Consider the following 20,132-nt stretch of genomic DNA (forward strand, 5'->3'; position numbering starts at 1 on the left):
TCGGCCCCGGTCGGTGACGTGGAGTCGGGAGAAGTCATGGCAGGCCGCGGAGAACCACCAGAAGGTCCGCCCGAGAGTCCGGCGGGCGGCGGTGAGGACGAGTACCGGTCACTCGTCTTCGACGAGTCGTTCGTGCGCGCTGCCCGGCTGCAGGAATTCTCCGCCCAGGAGCGCATGCAGGACCACGCCCCTGCCGTACGCAGCCTGCCGGCCCGGCACCTGCGCACCGGATCGAGAGCGACCATCGCCCTGGTCCTGCTGATCGCGCTGGCCTTCGGAATGGCCGTGTACATGGGCCTTCGCCACCCCTACGAAGCGCCCGCAGGCAGACGGGCCGAGCCGCTGAGGTCGACCGTCGTACCCCTGGCGCCGCAGGGCGCCGTACCGGCCGGAACCGCCGCCGCCCTCCTCGCGAAGAGCCCCGCCGCACACTTCGGCACAGGTGCCGCGGGCATCAATCTGCCGGCGGTCAGGCGGACGGACAATTTCTCGGACAGCCAGGTGGAGACCGCCCTGACCACGGTCAAGGACTATCTGGTGGCCTCCTCGCTCGACCCCGACGTTCTCACCGGCGCCGCGGTACGCCCGGTGGAAATGCTGCTCGATCCGGATCAGACGGCCCAGGTCGAGCGCAGCATGAACCGGCCGCAGGACGACGGACAGCATGCCGCGACCGGGTGGCTGGTGCGGTTCGACCCGGCGAAGGTGGCACTGGCCGGTCCGGACATCCGGGTCCACGGCACCCTGAGCTACGCCGAGGAGGGGTCCGACACGCTGGAGGTGGTGTCGGACCACACCTTCACCTACACGCTCCGCCCGGCCGTCGCGGGACCCCAACAGGCGAGCGGCGCCTCGCTCTTCACCGTACGGCGCGAGCTGCACTTCCGCTTCGACCGGGATGACCTGCGGCTGCACCGGGCGGAGCTGCGCACCAGCTACGTCCAGGCCGGACCGGAGGCGTGCCCGGCGGACACCACCGGTGCGCTGCGACCGCTGCTCGCCGGACAGCACGCCGCCTCCCGCGGCCCCGCGGGCACCGACCCGTACGCCACGGGCCGGCCCACCGCGGCGCTCTGCGGAACCCTGGCGGTCAGCTCCCCGCAGGCCCTGACCCGGTCCCCGGTCCATCAGGGTTCCCCGGCTCCTGTGGCCTCGCAGAGTCCGCGGAGCCGTCCGTAGCGCCGCCCTTGCCGGCCGAGCCCCCGCCCTGGCCGGTGAACTTGTCGCGGAGCTTGCCGCCCAGGTCCCCGGCGCCCCCGGCGATGTCGCCGACCAGCTTCATCAGCGGATCCTTGCTGGAGCGCACCGTGTCCGCGTAGTGGGCCGCGGACTCCCGGAAGGAGTCGGTCACCGAGGTGTCCTTGTCCTCGTCGCGCCGCGGGTAGTGGCCGTCCATGATCCGCTGGTAGTCGCGGGTCTCGGACCACTTCTTCAGCTCGGCCGCACGCACCGTGGTGAACGGGTGCGAGCGCGGCAGCAGGTTGAGGATCTTGAGCACCGAGTCGCGCAGGTCGCCGCCCTTCTCGTACTCGTCGGCCTGGGCGAGGAAGGCGTCCACGTTCATCTCGTGCAGATGATTGCCGCCCGCGATCTTCATCAGACCGCGCATCGACGCCTGCAGATCCTGGCCGACGAGCAGCCCGGCCCGGTCGGCCGACAGCTCGGACTTGCGGAACCATTCGCGCAACGCCGTCACGATCGCCATGATCGCGACATTGCCGAGCGGTATCCAGGCGACCTTGAGCGCGATACTGGTGAGGAACAGAAGGATCGTGCGGTACACCGCGTGGCCGGAGAGCGCGTGTCCCACCTCGTGGCCGATGACGGCCCGCATCTCCTCCTCGTCGAGCAGCTCCACCAGCCCCGTCGTCACCACGATGATCGGCTCGTCGAGGCCGATGCACATGGCGTTGGGCTGCGGGTCCTGGTTGACATACATCGGAGGGACCTTCTCCAGGTCCAGGATGTAACAGGCGTCCCGAAGCATGTCGTTGAGGTGGGCGAACTGCGCGTCGCTCACCCGGACGGAGTCGGAGAGGAAGAGCAGCCGGAGACTGCGCTCGGGCAGCAGGCCGCTCAGTGTCTTGAACACGGTGTCGAAACCGCTCAGCTTGCGCAGGGCCACCAGGGCCGAGCGGTCCGCCGGGTGCTCGTAGGCCCGGGACGAGATCCCTGCGAAACGCCTGCGCTGCCTGCTCGGCACGTTCTCGTGGCTCTCGTGGCTGCGTTCGGTCATGAATGGGCCCCCTGTTCGTACGAGATGTCGCTCGCCCCCCTGACAAATCCCAGCGTAGGTGCTGGGGCTACGGTGTGCGGGGGGCTGTGGATAACTGAGGAGACGCCCGACATGCCGCATACCGTTGCTCTGCTCGCCGCCGCGTCCGGGGAGCAGGGGCCCGGCAACACGCTTCGCATCGTGCTGCTCGCCTCGCTCGTCGGAGCCGTACTGCTCGGCTGGTTCCTGCTCCGCGGATACCGCAACGACAACAACGACTGAGTCGGCGTGAGCGTGCCCGGGGCTCCCGCATACGATGTGCGCGACGTCTTCCTTCCGACTCCCGATCGATAGGTCCTGCCGAAGATGAGCCTCACGAGCACCGCGCACCAGCTGGTCACTCTCGCCTCCGAGGGCGGCGAGCACGGTGGCAACCACGAAAGCCTCAGCCCGTATCTCACCGGGGGCGGTGCGTTCGTCGCGCTGCTGCTCCTGCTCTGGATCACCACTCGCTTCAACCGCGACCGCTGAGGCGAAGGCGTACAGCTGTGCCAGTAGGCTCTGCACGCATGGGAGAGCAGGAAGTGCCTACCGGCCGCGGAAAGCGCCGACTCGGCGTGATGGGCGGGACGTTTGACCCGATTCATCATGGACACCTGGTGGCGGCCAGCGAAGTGGCCGCCCAGTTCCACCTCGACGAGGTGATCTTCGTTCCGACCGGGCAGCCGTGGCAGAAGAGCCACAAGCACGTCTCCCCGGCCGAGGACCGATATCTGATGACGGTCATCGCGACGGCGTCCAACCCCCAGTTCTCGGTCAGCCGGAGCGACATCGACCGCAGCGGACCCACGTACACCATCGATACTCTGCGGGACCTGCGTGCGATCCACGGCGACGCGGACCTCTTCTTCATCACCGGTGCCGACGCGCTCTCCCAGATCCTCACCTGGCGGGACGCCGACGAACTGTTCTCGCTCTCCCACTTCATCGGTGTGACGCGGCCGGGGCATGTGCTCACGGACGCCGGGCTGCCGGAGGGCGGGGTCTCCCTCGTGGAGGTTCCCGCGCTCGCGATCTCGTCCACGGACTGCCGTGAGAGGGTCGCGCAGGGGGATCCGGTCTGGTACCTGGTGCCGGACGGTGTGGTCCGCTACATCGACAAGCGCCAGCTGTACCGCGGCGAATGAGCGACGCAGAGGGGCACCGGTGAACGACCGACAGAATCCGTACGACCCGTACTACCAGCAGCCGCAGATCATCGGCTACGACGAGTACGGGCAGCCGGTGTACCAGCAGCCGCAGCAGGTCCAGCCGCAGGTGTACGACCCGTATGCGCCCCAGCAGCCGCAGCAGACCCAACAACCTCATCAGCAGCCGCAACAGGCGGACCTGGGGTACGGCTACGACCCGTACGCCCAGCCCCAGCAGCCGCAGCAGGTCCAGCCGCAGGCGTACGACCCGTATGCGCCCCAGCAGCCGCAGCAGACCCAACAGCCCCAGCAGCCGCAACAGCAGGCATACGGCGGCTATGAGGGCTATGACTACGACACCGGCCGGCAGCCCGCCGCGGTCGACACCGCCCAGCAGTGGAACATCCCGCAGCAGGCGGCCGCGCAGCCGTCCCCGCCCGCACCCGCACCGGCCTCGCCGGAACCCGAGCCCGCACCCGGGTCCGGCGCCGACGCGGAGCCGGACGCGGCCGTCCCCGGGCAGCGCCGCGCCGACCGCGACTACCGCACCGAGCAGTTCTCCTTCATCGAGGAGCCCGACGAGGACTCCGAAGACGTCATCGACTGGCTGAAGTTCACCGAGAGCCGCAGTGAGCGGCGCGAGGAGGCACGGCGTCGCGGCCGCAACCGCATGGTCGCGCTCATAGTCGTGGTGGCCCTGGTCGTGGTCGGCGGTGTCGGCTACCTCTGGTCCGCCGGAAAGATTCCGGGCCTGTCCGGCTCGGACAAGGACAACACGGCGACGACGGGCCCGCAGCAGCGGGACGTCATCGTGGTCCATCTGCACAACACCAAGAAGGGCGGCACCTCCACGGCGCTGCTCGTCGACAACGTGACGACCAAACAGGGCACCACGGTCCTGCTTCCCAACTCGCTCGCGGTCGCCGACGACGACGGCGCCACGACCACCCTCGGCAAGTCCGTCGAGGACGACGGCGCCACCGGCACCCGCGACTCCATCGGCACGCTGCTCGGCACCGATATCAGCGGCACGTGGCGGCTCGACACCCCGTATCTGGAGACCCTCGTCGATCTGGTCGGCAACATCGAGGTCGACACCGACACCGAGGTGCCCGACACGAAGAAGGACGCCTCCCCCCTGGTGAAGAAGGGCGAGGCGCAGACCCTGAGCGGCCGGATGGCCGTCGCGTACGCCACCTACCGGGGGCCGGGCGAGGCCGAGACGAAGCAGCTCATGCGGTTCGGGGAGGTCATGCGGGGCGTGTTGCGGAAGATCTCGGACGACCCGAAGGCCGCCACGGTCACCGTGCAGACGCTGGCACAGATCCTCGACCCGTCGCTTCCCGAGAAGGACCTGGGCGCCTCCCTGGCGAAGCTCGCCCAGCACGCCAAGGTCGGCGACTACAAGACGGCGCTGCTGCCGGTGCAGGCCGACGGATCACTCACCGACGCGGCCACCGAGAGCGTCGTCAAGGACATCCTGGGCGGCACGGTCAAGGCTCCGGACGCGGACGCGGCGGTGCGGGTCGGCGTCAAGAACGCCACCGGGAACAAGGACAGCACGGAGTCCGCTCAGATCAAGCTGGTCAACGGCGGCTACACCTTCGTCGGCGGTGGAACGGCCGAAACCGTGGCACTGTCCGAGGTCGTCTACAAGACCGCGGCGGACAAGGAGAAGGCGACGCAGGTCGCCAAGACCCTGGGCCTGCCGGCGGACGCGGTGAAACAGGGCAAGCCCGCCGCGAACGCCGATGTGTCCGTCCTGCTGGGCCAGAACTACAAGATCAAATGACCCGCGTCCGGCCGCCCGGATGAGGTCGATTCGATCTTCGAACATTCACTGTGTGGGCTGTCGGCGGTCCGTGAGACCCTAGAGGTCTATCTGACCGCCGACGAAAGCCTGCATGTGACCGCCACGGACCGCTCCATCGAGCTCATCAACGCCGCCGCCCAGGCGGCCGCCGACCGGCTCGCGCACGACATCATCGCGTACGACGTCAGCGACGTGCTGTCGATCACGGACGCCTTCCTCCTGGCCTCGGCCCCCAACGACCGCCAGGTCAAGTCGATCGTCGACGAGATCGAGGAGCGGCTCCAGAAGGAGCTCGGCGCCAAGCCGGTACGCCGCGAGGGCGACCGCGACGCGCGCTGGATCCTCCTCGACTACGTCGACATCGTCATCCACGTCCAGCACAGCGAGGAGCGTGTCTTCTACGCGCTGGAGCGCCTCTGGAAGGACTGCCCCGAGATCCCGCTTCCCGAGGATGCCGTCAAGACCCGCGGAAAGGCCGAGGAGCACGCCCGGCTCACCGGCAGCACGGAAGGTGAGCAGAGCTGAACGGCAGCGGAAGCGGCAGGGGCCGCAGGATCGTTCTCTGGCGCCACGGCCAGACGGCATGGAATCTGGAGCGCAGGTTCCAGGGCTCCACGGACATCGCGCTCACCGAGGCCGGAGTCGGACAGGCCCAGCGGGCCGCCCGGCTGCTGGCCTCGCTGAAACCGGACGCGATCGTCGCCTCCGATCTGCAGCGGGCGGCGGCCACCGCCGCCGAGCTCGCCGCGATCACCGGCCTCGAAGTCGCGCACGACGCGGGACTGCGCGAGACCTACGCGGGCGCCTGGCAAGGTCTCACCCATGAGGAGATCGTCGGGCAGTTCGGCGAGCAGTACGCCGCGTGGAAGCGCGGCGAGGCCGTGCGCCGCGGGGGCGGTGAGCTGGAGACCGAGGTCGCCGACCGGTCAGCCCCGGTCGTGCTCGGACACGCCGACAAGCTGCCCGAGAACGGCACGCTCGTCGTGGTCAGCCACGGCGGCACCATCCGCACCACCATCGGCCGGCTGCTGGGCCTGGAGGCGCACCACTGGGAAGGCCTCGGAGGGCTCTCCAACTGCTGCTGGTCGGTGCTGGGAGAGGGCGCGCGAGGCTGGCGCCTGCTGGAGCACAACGCCGGCACGCTGCCCGAGCCGGTGCTCGGCGACGACACCTAGGCTCTCTCGCTCGGACCTCTCGGCCGGATTTCACTTTCTGGCAGGTCACAGGCTAAAGTTCTTCTTGTTCGCAGCGCGGAAACGCAGAGAAACACAGTGAACAGCGGGGCTATAGCTCAGTTGGTAGAGCGCCTGCATGGCATGCAGGAGGTCAGGAGTTCAATTCTCCTTAGCTCCACAATCAAGATCCCGTCCCCGGCAAGGGACGGGATCTTTGCGTTCACCCCTCCCGGCGCCGCCGCAGCGCGGCCACCCGCTCCTTGCTCTCCTCGTCGGCCGGGGTGTACGCCACGATCCGGCACTCCGGCAGCCCATTGACGGACAGCGACACCGAGGTCATCCGTATCTCCCCGGTCGACGCCCGGTGCCGGAAGGTCTTCACCCGCGGTCCGGGCAGGGCGACGTTCCCACTGCGCCACAGCTCGGCGAAGTACGGGCTGGTGGCCGAGAGCTGTTCGACGAACGACTCCCAGGCGGGCTCGCCCGTATGGCGCCCGTACGCGCCCCGCAGCGTGGCCACCATGATCGGCAGCTCCTGTGCCCGGTGGACGACGGGACAGGACTCCTCGGACATCGTGAACAGCGTCCACAGCACGTTGCGTATCCCCGTTCCCATGATCTCGGGGACGGCGAACAGGTCGCGATAGGCGGGGTTGGTGGCCAGGACGTCGTATCTCGTGTTGTAGACCACGGCGGGGTGCGGATCGAGCGCGTCGATGATGCCCTGGATCTCCGGCCCCACCTCGACGACGTCGTCCTGTCTGCCGGGTGCGCAGGCCACCTCCGCCAGGTGGTAGAGGTGTTCGCGCTCCGACGCGTCCAGCCGGAGCGTGCGCGCCACGGCGTCCAGCACCTGCGGTGACGCGTTGATCGGACGGCCCTGTTCCAGCCAGGTGTACCAGGTGACACCGACGCCGGAGAGCTGCGCGACCTCCTCGCGGCGCAGGCCCGGGGTGCGGCGGCGCAGTCCGGGTGCCATGCCCACATCGGCGGGGGTCACCCGCGCCCGGCGATTGCGCAGAAAGGCCGCGAGCTCCGGACGCCGACGGTGCCGGCCCGCCCGGTGCGCCGACTGATGTGTCGTCACCGTAGTCACACCCCCATGATCGGTGCCCGGCAAGGGAGTTGCCAGGTGCTGTCGGTACCAGCATCAGCGGGCTCTCGTTACCCGTATGCGGCCGGGGCCAGGCTCGATGTCATGACGACGGCCTCCGAGGCAACTCCACGTTCCGCAACCAGTAAAGACCCCATCACTGACAACCGCTCCGGGAGAGTGCTCGCCCTGGTCCTCGCGGCTCAGTTCATGGCACTGCTCGACATCTTCATCGTCAATGTCGCCGCCCCGACGATCCAGAGCGAACTCGGCGCTTCCGGCGCCGGGTTGCAGCTCATCGTGGCCGGCTACACCATCACGTACGCCGTGCTGCTCATCACCGGTGCCAGGCTCGGTGACCTGTTCGGGCACGGCCGGGCCCATCTGGCCGGGCTCGGGGTCTTCACCGCGGCCTCGCTGGCCTGCGGCCTCGCCGCGGGATCCGGGCAGTTGATCGCCTTCCGACTGGTGCAGGGCGGAGCCGCGGCGGTGATGATTCCGCAGGTGCTCAGCCTCATCCAGCGCCACTTCACCGGTGAGGCACGGATGCGGGCGCTCGGTGCCTACAGCGCGGTGCTCGCCACCGGGGCGGCCGCCGGGCAGGTGGTCGGCGGAGTGCTGGTCAGCGCCGATCTGTTCGGCGCCGGCTGGCGGCCGGTCTTCCTGGTGAACGTGCCGATCGGGCTCGTTCTGCTGGTGCTCGGCATCCGTGTGCTGCCGCGCGAACCGCGCACCGCGCCCGGACGGGTCCAGGCACGGGCCCGCGGGCTCGATCTGCCGGGGCTGGTGCTGCTCGCCGCCGCCGTCACACTGCTCACCGTCCCCCTGGTGCTCGGGCAGGAGCTGGACTGGCCGGTCTGGTCCCGGGTCTGCCTGGCGGCCTCCGCGGGGTTCGTCGCCGGTTTCGTCGGATACGAGTCACGGCTGGCCGCGCGCGGTGGTGCGCCCCTGATCGCACCCAGGGTGCTGCGCGTTCCCGGCATCGCCCGAGCGGCGCTGCGTATTCTCCTGGTGATGGCGATCAACGCGGGCTTCCTTTTCGCGATGACGCTGCACGTCCAGGGAGGGTTGGGCTACTCGCCGCTGCGTGCGGGACTGATGTTCGCACCGACCGCGCTGGTATTCGGCGCGACCGGACTGACCTGGCGACGGTGGTCCGCAGGGCTCCAAAGGGGCCTGGCGCCGGGCGGGTTCGGGCTCGTGGCCGTCGCCGTCGTGGCGGTCGGGCTGTTGATGCGCGGCGGCGGCGACGGCGGGCCCGCGCTGTATGCAGCCTTTGCGGTGATGGGCGTCGGTCTGGCGCTGGGCTTCAGTCCCACCCTCACGAGGGCGCTGGCGGACGTACGTCCTGACGACGCGGCCGACGCGAGCGGCGTATTGGTGACGGTCACTCAACTCGGTCAGTTGGCCGGGGTCGCCGTGTTCGGCACGCTCTATCTCAACCGCCTTGATGCGCAAGGGGCGCAGGGGTCGGGGCATGCGTTGTGGGTATGCGCCCTCGGGCTCTCCGCTGCCGCGACCGCAGGCGCGGCGGCGGGTCTCGTACGGCGTCGGTGAGCGGCCGGAACTCCGGCGGGCTGCCCCCCTTGCGGGGTCATGGCAGAATCGGAGCGCCGGAGGGGGCGACGGACCGAACGGGAGGGAGTGCGCGATGCCTGCGAGCCGCCACGAGGTCCCGGACCTGCTCCTTGTTCGTGAGTTCCCCGTTCCAGGATTTCCCGCAACCGCCGGAAGCCGCGCCCGCGCCGGCCGCCGTGCCTCCGGTCCGTCCGATGGTGCCCGGATGCCCGGCGGGAGCGGTGGAGCTCTCCGTGTGTGCACCGCCCGCGGCCAAAGCCGGAGCTGACCCATGGGTGCACACAGGCGGAAATGCGACTGGTGCGGCAGCGGTACGCCCATCGTCAGGGACATGGATCCGATCAATCCGGAGTACCAGTACTGGTGCGAGGAGTGCGCGCGGGCGCTGATCATAAAGGGCGACCCGATCGAGACCTATCGGGAGCTGGAGGGGGAGCCGATCTACGGTCGGCTGCTGGAGGAGCACTGCACGCTCAAGCGCTTCTACTCCTTCGCCACGGCCTGACCCCTTCAGCGGCGCCGCCGATTGCGAACCAGATGCGGCAAAATCGGCCAAATCGACGCAGGTGGGAATCGATTTGGTGGACCGGCGGGGTCACCGGTAATGTTCTCGATGTCGCCAGGGAAACCGGGCGGCACACAGCACGGGGCTATAGCTCAGTTGGTAGAGCGCCTGCATGGCATGCAGGAGGTCAGGAGTTCAATTCTCCTTAGCTCCACAGTGAAGAACGAGAAGCGGGTCACTCATACAGAGTGACCCGCTTCTCGTATGTGACGCGTATGCCGGTGTCTCCCGGTGCCCTGCGCCCCCGCCGCTCGACCTGCCGGAAGGCCGGGAGTTCCGCCGTACGGTCGCTCCCGCCCCCTGTCCATGGTTCGGTCGCGCCCGGCCCGATTCCGGGCCTGTGCGGTACCCTGACGCCATGCGTGCCGTACGCCTTCTGCTTAGCGAGCCGCGCTGATCAGTCCCGACCGGTGAGAATGCCTGGTCGGAATCAGCGCGGCGTCCCCTCCTGTGCGAGGGGATTTTTCGTTTCCGTAGACGCGTGTCCGTAGACATGGGCGCCGGCAGATGACGATCGATGGAGCTTTGAGGATCATGAGCGAGACGAATTCCGCCGCCGAGACGGCTGCGCCGCACCGCTACACGGCGGCGATGGCCGCCGACATCGAGGCACGCTGGCAGGACTTCTGGGACGCCGAGGGCACGTACGAGGCGCCGAATCCGGCCGGTGACCTGGCGGGCGATCCGGAGCTGGCCGCCAGGCCGAAGAAGTTCATCATGGACATGTTCCCGTACCCCTCGGGTGCGGGCCTGCACGTCGGTCACCCGCTGGGCTACATCGCCACCGATGTCTTCGCCCGCCACCAGCGGATGACCGGGCACAACGTGCTGCACACCCTGGGCTTCGACGCCTTCGGCCTGCCCGCCGAGCAGTACGCGGTGCAGACCGGCACGCACCCGCGGGTCTCCACCGAGGCCAACATCGAGAACATGACCGCTCAGCTGCGCCGGCTGGGCCTGGGCCACGACAAGCGCCGCTCGTTCGCCACGATCGAGTCGGAGTACTACAAGTGGACCCAGTGGATCTTCCTGCAGATCTTCAACTCCTGGTACGACACCGAGGCCGACCGGGCCCGCCCGATCACCGAGCTGGTCGCGCAGTTCGAGAGCGGCGCACGCCCCACCCCGGACGGCCGTGACTGGAGCGCGCTGAGCGCCGCCGAGCGCGCGGACATCCTGGGCGAGTACCGCCTGGCGTACGCCTCCGACGCGCCCGTCAACTGGTCGCCCGGCCTGGGCACCGTGCTGGCCAATGAAGAGGTGACCGCCGACGGCCGCTCCGAGCGCGGCAACTTCCCCGTCTTCAAGGCCAAGCTGCGCCAGTGGAACATGCGCATCACCGCCTACGCCGACCGGCTGCTGAACGACCTGGACGGGCTGGACTGGCCCGAGGCCATCAAGCTGCAGCAGCGCAACTGGATCGGGCGCTCCGAGGGCGCCCGCGTCGACTTCCCGGTCGACGGCGCAGGCAGCATCACCGTCTTCACCACCCGCCAGGACACCCTGTTCGGCGCCACCTACATGGTGCTGGCGCCCGAGCACGAGCTGGTCGAGCAGATCATTCCGGCCGCCTGGCCCGAGGGCACCCATGCGGTGTGGACCGGCGGACACGCGACCCCGGCCGAGGCCGTCACCGCCTACCGCAAGCTGGCCGCAGCCAAGTCCGACGTGGAGCGGCAGGCCGAGGCCAAGGACAAGACCGGCGTCTTCACCGGTGCGTACGCGACCAACCCGGTCAGCGGCGAGAAGGTCCCCGTCTTCATCGCCGACTACGTCCTGATGGGTTACGGCACCGGCGCGATCATGGCCGTACCGGCGCACGATGCGCGCGACTTCGCCTTCGCGCGCGCCTTCGAGCTGCCGATGCGCTGTGTCGTCGAGCCGTCGGACGACCGCGGCACGGACACCTCGACGTGGGACGACGCCTTCGGCTCGTACGAAGCGAAGCTGGTCAACTCCGCCAATGACGAGATCTCGCTGGACGGCCTGGGCGTCGTCGACGCCAAGGCGAGGATCACCGAGTGGCTGACGGCGCACGGCGTCGGTGCGGGCACCGTCAACTTCCGGCTGCGCGACTGGCTGTTCAGCCGCCAGCGCTACTGGGGCGAGCCCTTCCCGATCGTCTACGACGAGGACGGCATCGCCCACCCGCTGCCCGAGTCGATGCTGCCTCTGGAGCTGCCGGAGGTCGACGACTACTCGCCGCGCACCTTCGACCCCGACGATGCCGACACCCAGCCCGAGACCCCGCTGTCCCGGAACGCCGACTGGGTCAACGTCACCCTGGACCTGGGCGACGGCAACGGTCCGAAGAAGTACCGCCGCGAGACCAACACCATGCCCAACTGGGCCGGCTCCTGCTGGTACGAGCTGCGCTATCTGGACCCGAACAACGACCAGAAGCTGGTCGACCCGGCGATCGAGCAGTACTGGATGGGCCCGCGCGAGGGACAGCCGACCGGCGGTGTCGACCTGTACGTCGGCGGCGCCGAGCACGCCGTGCTGCACCTGCTGTACGCCCGCTTCTGGTCCAAGGTGCTGCACGACCTGGGGCACATCTCGTCCGCCGAGCCGTTCCACAAGCTGTACAACCAGGGCATGATCCAGGCATTCGTCTACCGGGACAGCCGCGGCATCGCGGTCCCGGCGGCCGAGGTCGAGGAGCGGGACGGAAAGTTCTACCACCAGGGCGAGAAGGTCAGCCGCGTCCTGGGCAAGATGGGCAAGTCCCTGAAGAACGCTGTCACGCCGGACGAGATCTGCGCCGAGTACGGGGCGGACACGCTGCGCCTGTACGAGATGGCGATGGGCCCGCTGGACGTGTCGCGGCCCTGGGACACGCGCGCCGTCGTCGGCCAGTACCGGCTGCTGCAGCGGCTGTGGCGCAATGTCGTCGACGAGGAGACCGGCGAGGTCACCGTCGTCGACACGGAGCCGGGCGAGGACACGCTGCGTGCGCTGCACAAGGCGATCGACGGAGTCGGCCAGGACATGGCCGGGATGCGCTTCAACACGGCGATCGCCAAGGTCACCGAGCTGAACAACCACCTGACCAAGTCGGGCGGCCCGCTGTCCCGGTCCGTCGCCGAGTCGCTGGTGCTGCTGGTGGCGCCGCTGGCACCGCACATCGCCGAGGAGCTGTGGCGCCGGCTGGGCCACACCGGGTCGGTCGTGCACCAGGACTTCCCGGTCGCCGACCCGGCGTACGTCGTGGACGAGACCGTGACCTGCGTCGTGCAGGTCAAGGGCAAGGTCAAGGCGCGTCTGGAGATCTCCCCCTCGATCACGGACGAGGAGCTGGAGGCACTGGCCCTGGCCGACCCGGCCGTGGTGGCGGCGCTGGACGGAGCGGGCATCCGCAAGGTCATCGTGCGGGCGCCGAAGCTGGTCAATATCGTCCCGGCGTGACGGCGCGGCGCCCTGGGTGAGGCGTCGACCGCGCCCGCGCGGCGGTGTGGGGGCATTCCCCTACGGGCAGGTTGAGGGTTCCGAAGGAACCCTCGGCCTGCCTTTTCCGTTTACGGTGGAGGAGCCGGCACCGGCAGCCGAAACGACATCCGAGGGGCGCTCATGGAAGCCGTGATCCTGATTCTGGGGTTGCTCTTTTTCGCGTTCGTGGCCCTGGGCGTGTACGTGGGCGTCAAAGCCGTCGGCGCGGCGAAGCGCGGTGTGGACCGTACGATCACGCATGCGCGCCGCACCGTCGAGGAAACCGCGCTGCGCGCGAAGAGCTACGGCCAGGCGGGTGTGGGCGGAGAGCTGGCACAGTTGCGGCTGGCACTGCGCACATCCATGCGGGCCACCCAGGACGCGTTGCGGGCGGGAGCCGCCGAGGACGCCTCGCTCTCGGAGTCGCTGGGCCTCTTCCAGCGGCTGAGTGTGCACGGGCGGGAGCTGGACGAAGAGCTGAAGAAGCTGGAGCGCGAGCCCGACCGGGCGACCGTCGCCTCGCTGCTGCCCAGCCTGAAGCAGCGTACGGAGCGGATCACGCACTCCGCGGATTCGCTGCGGTGGGCCGCCCGTGACAGGGCGCGGCAGTTCATCGACGACGATCTGGACGCGCTGAACGCGCAGATCGACGTGGAGGCGGGGGCGCTTCGGCACTGGACGGTGGAGCCGGACGAGCCGGTCCGGGGACCGAGCCGGCCGCAGGACGCTGCGAGCGAGCAGGGGCAGGGGCGGGAGCAGGGGAACGGGCCGGCCGACGGCGTGGCCGAGGCGATCACGGCCCCGGACCCGCGACTGCAGACCGGATACCCGTGGCAGAAGGCGGCCCGGCCCGAAACGACGAACTGAGACGTCCGACGACCGCCGGTGACCGGACGCGGTTCGAAGACATCGGAAGAGGTCATTCGGTCGGGGTCGGACTGCCGAGACACGGACTCGCCAGGTAACCTCCCGCTCATGTCCCGCCATGTCGCGATCGTCACCGATTCCACGGCCTACCTGCCGCCCGAGACGATGGAGCGGCACGGCATCACCGCGGTGCCGCTGACCGTCGTCCTCGGTGATCAGGCTCTGGAGGACGGCACCGAGATCTCGGCCCGTTCCCTTGCGGTGGCGCTCCAGAAGCGTCGTCCCGTGACCACGTCCCGGCCGAGTCCGGAGGTGTTCGCCGCCGCGTACCGTGCGGCGGCCGAGGCCGGTGCCACCGGTGTCGTCTCGCTGCACCTCTCGGCCGAGATCTCGGGTACGTACGACGCCGCTCTGCTCGCGGCGAAGGACGCGCCGGTTCCGGTTCGGGTGGTGGATACCGGGATGGTTGCCATGGCCCTCGGATTCTGCGCCCTGGCGGCGGCGGAGACGGCGGAGGCGGGCGGAAGCCTGGACGAGGCGGTCGCCGCCGCGGAGAAGCGGGCTGCGGGCACCTCCGCGTACTTCTACGTCGACACGCTGGACTATCTGCGCCGCGGCGGCCGCATCGGTGCCGCGCAGGCGCTGCTGGGATCGGCACTCGCCGTGAAGCCGCTGCTCCAGCTCGAAGGCGGCCGTATCGAACTGCTGGAGAAGGTACGCACGGCCTCGAAGGCCATCGCGCGCCTGGAGGAGATCGTCGCGGAACGGGCGGGCAGCGGATGCGTGGACATCGCCGTTCACCACCTGGCGGCACCCGAGCGGGCCGAGCGGCTTGCCGAGCGGCTGCGTGAACGGGTGCCGGGTCTGGTCGATCTGCATGTGAGCGAGGTGGGCGCGGTGATCGGTGCGCACACCGGGCCCGGTCTGCTCGGCGCAGTGGTCTCGCCGCGCTGATCTCGGCCGGTCGGCCTGCTTGCCTCCTGCCGTTTGCGCGTCACTCCTCCGGGTGGCCGAGTTATCCACAACTGGTTGGTTGTCCACCGGAATTGGGCCTGTTCAGCGGATTCGGGCAGATGTGCCTACCGTCTTGAGGCATGGCTCCCCTATCACATCGTGCAACCAGCGGAAGCGGCAGTGGCCCCGGCCGTGCCCCGGCCTCGGACGGTCGTGTTCGTAGCGGCCCCGGCAGTGGACCAGACCTCGGCGTCGGACCGGGCTCGGGGCCGGGCCTCGGGCCCGGTCGGCGACGGTCGTCGCGCGGGCGTGCGAATGCCTTGGCCACGGCTTCGCGCCGTCGGGCCGACGCCCTCATGACAGGTGCGGCAGGTGCGGCAGGTGCGTACGACGGACGGGGCGCGCGGCCCGTGCTGGGGCTCGCTCCGGCTTCGGGCCCGGCCCCGACTCCGGGCCCGGCTGCGACCCCGCCCCCGCCCCCGAGCCCGCCCCCGAGCCCGGCTGCGGCCGATACCGCAACTGCCGCTCCCGCTTCTGCGCGGGCCTCGGCCACGGTCCAGGTTCCGGTTTCCGGCGGTGTGTCAGAGCGGCGGTGGGAGCGGCTGGTTCTCGCGTTGCGGGAGCGGATTCCGGTGTGGCTGCAGCTCAGATGCGGGCTGGAGCCAAAGACCCTTGCCGCGTTGGCGGTTGTTCTGGTCGCGGCCGGAGTCTTTGCCGCAGTGCACTTCTGGTCCGCGCGCCCTCACTCCGTGCGCGCGCCCGATCCGGTCAACGAAGCAGCGAACGCACCGACATCGCCTCTGACACCGCCCCCGGCGTCGGACGACGCCGAAGTGCCGGAGCCGTCAGCGGGATCGCCGCCCATGACAGGGCCGGGCGGACACATCGTCGTCGACGTGAGCGGAAAGGTGCGAAGGCCCGGTGTCCTTCAACTGCCGTCCGGGGCAAGGGTCGCCGATGCGTTACGTGCGGCGGGTGGAGTCCGGGCCGGAGCGGACCTCACCGGGCTCAACCGGGCGCGGGTGCTCATGGACGGGGAGCAGATCGTGGTGGGCGCCCCATCCGGCCCCTCAGCCTTCGGCGGGACGGGAGGAGCGGCGGTGGGCGGCGGCGGGAGCTCTTCGGCCGGCCCGGTGAGCCTCAACACCGCGACCGTCGAGCAGCTGGACACGCTGCCCGGGGTCGGACCGGTTCTCGCCCAGCACATCGTCGACTACCGTGCACAGCACGGCGGCTTCCGGTCCGTCGATGAACTGCGTGAGGTCAACGGAATCGGTGACCGACGGTTTGCCGACCTCCAGCCGCTGGTGGGGCCATGAGTCACCTGGACGTCCATGCGGCGTCGGGCCGTCGGCTCGGCGCCTCCGAGCCGCGGCAGGAGGGCCCGGTCGATCTTCGCCTGGTCCCGCCGGCCATGGCGGCCTGGGCCGGAGCGGCGCTGGCACTGAGCGCGCCGGGGCGGTGGACCACCACGAGCGTGGTGCTCTGCGTGGGGGCGGCCATGGTGCTCCTCGCCACGTCGGGAGCCTCGGCAACCCATGCGCTGCGCGGGGGACCCGCCGACACCACGCCACACAGGCCGTCCGCCGGCACCGGGGGAGCGGCGGCGGAGGGAGAGAGCGAGGGGGAGAGCGGAGCCGCGGTACGTGGTCGGCGGCGGCCGCGGGCCACGGCGACCGCCACCGCTGCGGCGTTGCTCTGCGCGGCGGCCGGGGCCGCATCGGCCGGGTTGCACAGCGCGGACGTACGGCAGGGGCCGGTCCACGTGCTGGCCCAGCGGTTCGCGAGGATCGAGGCGGAGGTGACGGTGACGTCCGACGCCCGGCGGAACCTGCCCCGGGTGCGCGGCGACCACAGCACGCCCGCGTCCCTCCTCGTGGACGCCGAGATCACCCGGCTGACCGGCCCCGGCGGTGCGGTCACCAGGTTGAGTACGCCAGTTCTGCTGATCGTCTCGCCCGGCGGATCGATGGGGCAGTGGCAGCAGCTGCTGCCCTCCACGCACCTGCGTGTCGGCGGCCGATTGGCGCCACCACTGCACGACGGGGAGCGCAGTGCCGCCGTACTCCGACCCGAGGGCAAGGGCCCGCCTCACATCCTCGGGCCTCCTTCCTTCCTCCAGCGCACGGCAGGCGCGCTGCGAGGCGGTCTGCGGCAGGCGACCGAGCGGCTCGAACCCGATGCGCGGGCCCTTCTGCCGGGCCTGGTGGTCGGCGACACCTCACGGATCACTCCCGAACTGCACGAGGCGTTCAAGGCCGCCGATCTCACCCATCTGATGGCGGTCTCCGGTGCCAACCTGGCGATCCTGCTCGTCCTTCTCATCGGACCGCCCGGCACGGCGCTTCGCGCCGAACGCCGCGGGCTGGCACCCCGGTTGGGGATCCCGCTGCGGCTCACGGCGCTGCTCGGTGGCGGGCTCACACTGTCCTTCGTCATCGTGTGCCGACCCGAGCCGAGCGTTCTGCGGGCAGCGGCCTGCGGGCTGATCACCCTGCTCGCCATCGGCACGGGGCGGCGCAGATCGCTGATTCCCGCGCTGGCAGCCGCCGTTCTGCTGCTGGTGCTCTACGACCCGTGGATGGCGCGCAGTTACGGTTTCGTCCTTTCCGTGCTGGCCACCGGCGCTCTGTTGACCATCGCGCCGAAATGGAGCGACGCGTTGCAACGGCGCAGAGTTCCACCCCGGCTCGCCGAGGCGCTGGCCGCGGCGGCCGCCGCGCAGGCGGTGTGCGCGCCGGTCGTCGTGCTACTCGCCTCCCGGGTCAGTCTGGTGGCGGTCCCGTGCAATCTGCTGGCCGAGATCGCGGTCGCACCGGCCACGATCCTCGGGTTCGCCGCGCTCGCCCTGGCACCGGTCGCCATGCCGGTGGCGGAGCTGCTCGCCCGGATCGCGGGGTGGCCGGCCGGCTGGATCGCCACGGTGGCCCACACCGGGGCTGCCCTGCCGGGAGCGGAGATCGACTGGCCCGACGGCGGGAAGGGGGCGGTGCTGCTCACCGCGCTGACCGCTCTGGTGGTGCTCTTCGCCCGTCGAATCGTGCGCCATCCCTGGGTCTGTTCGGCCGCCGCACTGCTGTTGATCCTGGCGGTGTTGCGCCCGGTGCCGCTCACCCGCGTGCTCACCGGATGGCCGCCGCCGGACTGGGCGTTCGCGATATGCGACGTGGGACAGGGGGACGCCCTGGTGCTGGCCGCGGGGGACGGCGCGGGGGTGGTCGTCGACGCCGGACCCGATCCTTCCCTCGTCGACCGGTGCCTTCACGACCTCGGCATCACGGAGGTGCCGTTCCTGGTACTCACACACTTCCACGCCGACCACGTGCGGGGCCTGCCCGGTGTGCTGCGGGGCCGGGCGGTGGGCGCGATCGAGACGACGAGCCTGGACGAACCCCCGGACCAGGCCGAGTTCGTACGGAGGACGGCGGCCGGGGCGCACGTGCCCCTGGTGCGGGCCGCCCCCGGGGAACGCCGCCGGATCGGGGCGCTCGACTGGCGGGTTCTCTGGCCGGCGAACGCCAAGGGGGCCGGTGGAATATCGGCGGACCGGGGCGCCGGGCCCGTACCGCTGGAGCCGAACGATGCCAGCGTCACCCTGTACGTCCGGGCCGGCGGGTTGACCCTGTTGCTCCTTGGGGACCTCGAACCACCGGCACAGCAGGGGCTGTTGCGCAGGTATCCCGTGCTGCCGCGGGTGGATGTGCTCAAGGTCGCCCATCACGGCTCGGCCTATCAGGACCCGGCTCTGCTGCGCAGTGCGCACCCGCGGCTCGCCCTGGTGAGCGTGGGCAAGGACAACCCGTACGGTCACCCGGCCGCCCGTACTGTCGACGCGCTCAGAGCGAGCGGCGCCGTGGTGCTGCGTACGGACACCGACGGCGCGATTGCCGTGACGGGTGCCGGGCCTGGGTTGCGAGCGGTGGGCCGGTCATGACCGCGACCCCCGAGAAACGCGGCGCGTACGGAAACGGAACAGCGCGTATGGAAACGGAACAAGGGGGCGGGTACGGAGCAAGACGGCGTATGCGGAGCAAGGTGGGTGTGCGCGAAATGAAGGGCCTTGGTTCTGACCGGCGGAGTGATCAATTCGGACCTTCGGTAACACCTCCACCCAAGCCCCTGCGAGCTGCTCTGTTTGCCTCGAACGCCACAATGGTGATCGAATGCATGCTCGTCGGTGGGCCGCTGCTCCGACAGAGACGTCCAGCCGCCGGGCCCCAAGGTGAATCGTCCCCGGGGGAAGGTGGAAGATGTTCGGTCGTTGGCTGAATAGCAGGCGAGCGGCGGGGGCCGCGCAGGGCAACGCCCTTGCCGGACTTGAGGTGCCGCGCACCGCCGGACTGCTCAGTTGCCGCGTGCTCGACCCCGTCAACGAGGTCGTGCCGCTGGCCGAGTTCGCGGTCACGGACGGCGCGGGCCGCAAGGTCTTCGGCGGTGAGACGGACCCGTTCGGCAATGTGCTGGCCACCGTCCCGGCCGGTGAGTACCGGTTGGCCGTCACTGCCGAGGGCTTCACCCCGTTCCATGGCTCGGCCACGGTGGTCGAGGGCGGTCACGCGAGCCTCGGCGACGTGACCCTTCAGCTGTCCGCGCCTCCGCAGCTGCCCGCTCCGGGTGAGTGGGAGGTCGAGCCGACGCACTCGCAGATCGGCTTCACGGCCCGGCACATCGGCCTCGCGCGCATTCACGGCCGGTTCAACACCTTCGCGGGTGCGGTGCGGATCGCCGACCGCATGGAGGACTCGGCCATGCACGTGATCATCGACGCCGCGTCGATCGACACGAACGTCCAGATGCGGGACGACCACCTGCGTTCCAGCGACTTCCTCGACGTCGGGCGCTACCCGACGATGGAGTTCTACAGCGACCGCTTCGTCCACCGGGGCGGCACCCGCTGGGGCGTGACCGGTGCGCTCACGCTGCACGGCGTCAGCCGCACGGTCACGCTGGACACCCAGTACCTCGGCCTGGGCAACGGCCTGGAGGGCGAGACCCGCGCCGCCTGCCGGGCCACCACGGAACTGCACCGTGAGGACTTCACCCTGACCTGGCAGACCATGCTGGCCCGTGGCATCGCGGCCGTCGGCTCCAGCATCTCCATCGACATGGACATCCAGATCGTCCCCAAGAGCTGAGCCCGCCGCCGGACACCCAGGGACGTCAGAAGCCGGGCGCCCTCGTGCCCGCCGCCGATCCGCCGGAGGGGCTCTGACCCACCGGGCAAGTCTGACCCGCCGGACAGCTCCGAGCCGC

At 70.1% G+C, this 20,132-nt stretch carries 17 protein-coding genes and 2 tRNA genes; 17 read left to right on the plus strand and 2 right to left on the minus strand.

Annotated features, from left to right (window positions below; translation table 11 throughout):
- The first annotated feature begins 36 nt into the window (after positions 1-36).
- The gene (locus ACFV8T_RS04785; protein ID WP_385324539.1) at positions 37-1,179 is read left to right on the plus strand and encodes a hypothetical protein; all 1,143 of its coding nucleotides are present in this window, start codon (positions 37-39) and stop codon (positions 1,177-1,179) included.
- Here ACFV8T_RS04785 and ACFV8T_RS04790 read toward each other — a convergent pair.
- Complete coding sequence (locus tag ACFV8T_RS04790; protein WP_385324541.1) at positions 1,091-2,236, minus strand: M48 family metallopeptidase; 1,146 nt, start codon at positions 2,234-2,236, stop codon at positions 1,091-1,093. The genes ACFV8T_RS04785 and ACFV8T_RS04790 overlap by 89 nt on opposite strands.
- 111 nt (positions 2,237-2,347) lie before the next feature.
- Here ACFV8T_RS04790 and ACFV8T_RS04795 point away from each other — a divergent pair, with 111 nt between their 5' ends.
- The 7 genes from ACFV8T_RS04795 (at position 2,348) to ACFV8T_RS04825 (ending at position 6,571) form a co-directional block, all read left to right on the plus strand.
- Positions 2,348-2,497, plus strand: coding sequence for a hypothetical protein (locus ACFV8T_RS04795; protein ID WP_385324543.1), 150 nt, complete (start codon positions 2,348-2,350; stop codon positions 2,495-2,497).
- 84 nt (positions 2,498-2,581) lie between these two features.
- Complete coding sequence (locus ACFV8T_RS04800; protein ID WP_177328009.1) at positions 2,582-2,746, plus strand: hypothetical protein; 165 nt, start codon at positions 2,582-2,584, stop codon at positions 2,744-2,746.
- A gap of 38 nt (positions 2,747-2,784) precedes the next feature.
- The gene (gene nadD / locus ACFV8T_RS04805; RefSeq protein WP_124717753.1) at positions 2,785-3,402 is read left to right on the plus strand and encodes a nicotinate-nucleotide adenylyltransferase; all 618 of its coding nucleotides are present in this window, start codon (positions 2,785-2,787) and stop codon (positions 3,400-3,402) included.
- Positions 3,403-3,421: 19 nt separating this feature from the next.
- Entirely contained in the window at positions 3,422-5,197 is a 1,776-nt protein-coding gene (locus ACFV8T_RS04810) for an LCP family protein (RefSeq protein WP_385324546.1), read from the plus strand.
- 114 nt (positions 5,198-5,311) lie between these two features.
- Positions 5,312-5,743: a ribosome silencing factor gene (gene rsfS, locus ACFV8T_RS04815; RefSeq protein WP_093542624.1), complete on the plus strand. Its 432-nt coding sequence runs from the start codon at positions 5,312-5,314 to the stop codon at positions 5,741-5,743.
- Positions 5,740-6,393, plus strand: coding sequence for a histidine phosphatase family protein (locus ACFV8T_RS04820; RefSeq protein WP_385324784.1), 654 nt, complete (start codon positions 5,740-5,742; stop codon positions 6,391-6,393). The genes rsfS and ACFV8T_RS04820 overlap by 4 nt, the downstream gene beginning before the upstream one ends.
- 105 nt (positions 6,394-6,498) lie before the next feature.
- Positions 6,499-6,571 (plus strand) — tRNA-Ala (locus ACFV8T_RS04825).
- Between the two features lie 42 nt (positions 6,572-6,613).
- On the opposite strand, the gene ACFV8T_RS04830 is transcribed toward ACFV8T_RS04825, so the two are convergent.
- Complete coding sequence (locus tag ACFV8T_RS04830; protein WP_385324549.1) at positions 6,614-7,489, minus strand: helix-turn-helix transcriptional regulator; 876 nt, start codon at positions 7,487-7,489, stop codon at positions 6,614-6,616.
- Positions 7,490-7,591: 102 nt separating this feature from the next.
- Between ACFV8T_RS04830 and ACFV8T_RS04835 the strand changes: the two genes are divergently transcribed.
- The 9 genes from ACFV8T_RS04835 (at position 7,592) to ACFV8T_RS04875 (ending at position 20,014) form a co-directional block, all read left to right on the plus strand.
- Positions 7,592-9,043 carry an MFS transporter gene (locus tag ACFV8T_RS04835; RefSeq protein WP_385324552.1) on the plus strand — a complete coding sequence of 484 codons (1,452 nt, stop codon included), beginning with the start codon at positions 7,592-7,594 and terminating at the stop codon, positions 9,041-9,043.
- Between the two features lie 292 nt (positions 9,044-9,335).
- Complete coding sequence (locus tag ACFV8T_RS04840; protein ID WP_015608461.1) at positions 9,336-9,569, plus strand: hypothetical protein; 234 nt, start codon at positions 9,336-9,338, stop codon at positions 9,567-9,569.
- A 141-nt stretch (positions 9,570-9,710) separates the two neighbouring features.
- Positions 9,711-9,783 (plus strand) — tRNA-Ala (locus ACFV8T_RS04845).
- A 380-nt stretch (positions 9,784-10,163) separates the two neighbouring features.
- The gene (gene leuS / locus ACFV8T_RS04850; protein WP_385324555.1) at positions 10,164-13,037 is read left to right on the plus strand and encodes a leucine--tRNA ligase; all 2,874 of its coding nucleotides are present in this window, start codon (positions 10,164-10,166) and stop codon (positions 13,035-13,037) included.
- Positions 13,038-13,199: 162 nt separating this feature from the next.
- A complete protein-coding gene (locus ACFV8T_RS04855; protein ID WP_385324558.1) occupies positions 13,200-13,925 on the plus strand; it encodes a hypothetical protein in 726 nt (241 codons plus the stop codon).
- A gap of 108 nt (positions 13,926-14,033) precedes the next feature.
- A complete protein-coding gene (locus tag ACFV8T_RS04860) occupies positions 14,034-14,879 on the plus strand; it encodes a DegV family protein (RefSeq protein WP_385324560.1) in 846 nt (281 codons plus the stop codon).
- 863 nt (positions 14,880-15,742) lie between these two features.
- Complete coding sequence (locus tag ACFV8T_RS04865) at positions 15,743-16,198, plus strand: helix-hairpin-helix domain-containing protein (protein ID WP_385324563.1); 456 nt, start codon at positions 15,743-15,745, stop codon at positions 16,196-16,198.
- Positions 16,195-18,813 carry a ComEC/Rec2 family competence protein gene (locus ACFV8T_RS04870; protein WP_385324566.1) on the plus strand — a complete coding sequence of 873 codons (2,619 nt, stop codon included), beginning with the start codon at positions 16,195-16,197 and terminating at the stop codon, positions 18,811-18,813. Before ACFV8T_RS04865 ends, ACFV8T_RS04870 begins: the two co-directional genes overlap by 4 nt.
- A gap of 316 nt (positions 18,814-19,129) precedes the next feature.
- Positions 19,130-20,014: a YceI family protein gene (locus ACFV8T_RS04875; RefSeq protein WP_385324569.1), complete on the plus strand. Its 885-nt coding sequence runs from the start codon at positions 19,130-19,132 to the stop codon at positions 20,012-20,014.
- The last annotated feature ends 118 nt before the right edge of the window (positions 20,015-20,132 follow it).

The organism is Streptomyces sp. NPDC059832 (assembly GCF_042731715.1).
Taxonomy (GTDB): Bacteria; Actinomycetota; Actinomycetes; order Streptomycetales; family Streptomycetaceae; genus Streptomyces.

What these genes read in the sequence shown, in the direction of transcription:
- ACFV8T_RS04855 (WP_385324558.1), top strand. Translation starts at nt 13,200, where the DNA reads ATGGAAGCCGTGATCCTGATTCTGGGGTTGCTCTTTTTCGCGTTCGTG.
- ACFV8T_RS04875 (WP_385324569.1), top strand. Translation starts at nt 19,130, where the DNA reads ATGTTCGGTCGTTGGCTGAATAGCAGGCGAGCGGCGGGGGCCGCGCAG.
- leuS (WP_385324555.1), top strand. Translation starts at nt 10,164, where the DNA reads ATGAGCGAGACGAATTCCGCCGCCGAGACGGCTGCGCCGCACCGCTAC.
- ACFV8T_RS04840 (WP_015608461.1), top strand. Translation starts at nt 9,336, where the DNA reads ATGGGTGCACACAGGCGGAAATGCGACTGGTGCGGCAGCGGTACGCCC.
- ACFV8T_RS04860 (WP_385324560.1), top strand. Translation starts at nt 14,034, where the DNA reads ATGTCCCGCCATGTCGCGATCGTCACCGATTCCACGGCCTACCTGCCG.
- ACFV8T_RS04835 (WP_385324552.1), top strand. Translation starts at nt 7,592, where the DNA reads ATGACGACGGCCTCCGAGGCAACTCCACGTTCCGCAACCAGTAAAGAC.
- ACFV8T_RS04800 (WP_177328009.1), top strand. Translation starts at nt 2,582, where the DNA reads ATGAGCCTCACGAGCACCGCGCACCAGCTGGTCACTCTCGCCTCCGAG.
- ACFV8T_RS04790 (WP_385324541.1), bottom strand. Translation starts at nt 2,236, where the DNA reads ATGACCGAACGCAGCCACGAGAGCCACGAGAACGTGCCGAGCAGGCAG.
- ACFV8T_RS04795 (WP_385324543.1), top strand. Translation starts at nt 2,348, where the DNA reads ATGCCGCATACCGTTGCTCTGCTCGCCGCCGCGTCCGGGGAGCAGGGG.
- ACFV8T_RS04865 (WP_385324563.1), top strand. Translation starts at nt 15,743, where the DNA reads ATGACAGGGCCGGGCGGACACATCGTCGTCGACGTGAGCGGAAAGGTG.
- nadD (WP_124717753.1), top strand. Translation starts at nt 2,785, where the DNA reads ATGGGAGAGCAGGAAGTGCCTACCGGCCGCGGAAAGCGCCGACTCGGC.
- ACFV8T_RS04785 (WP_385324539.1), top strand. Translation starts at nt 37, where the DNA reads ATGGCAGGCCGCGGAGAACCACCAGAAGGTCCGCCCGAGAGTCCGGCG.
- ACFV8T_RS04870 (WP_385324566.1), top strand. Translation starts at nt 16,195, where the DNA reads ATGAGTCACCTGGACGTCCATGCGGCGTCGGGCCGTCGGCTCGGCGCC.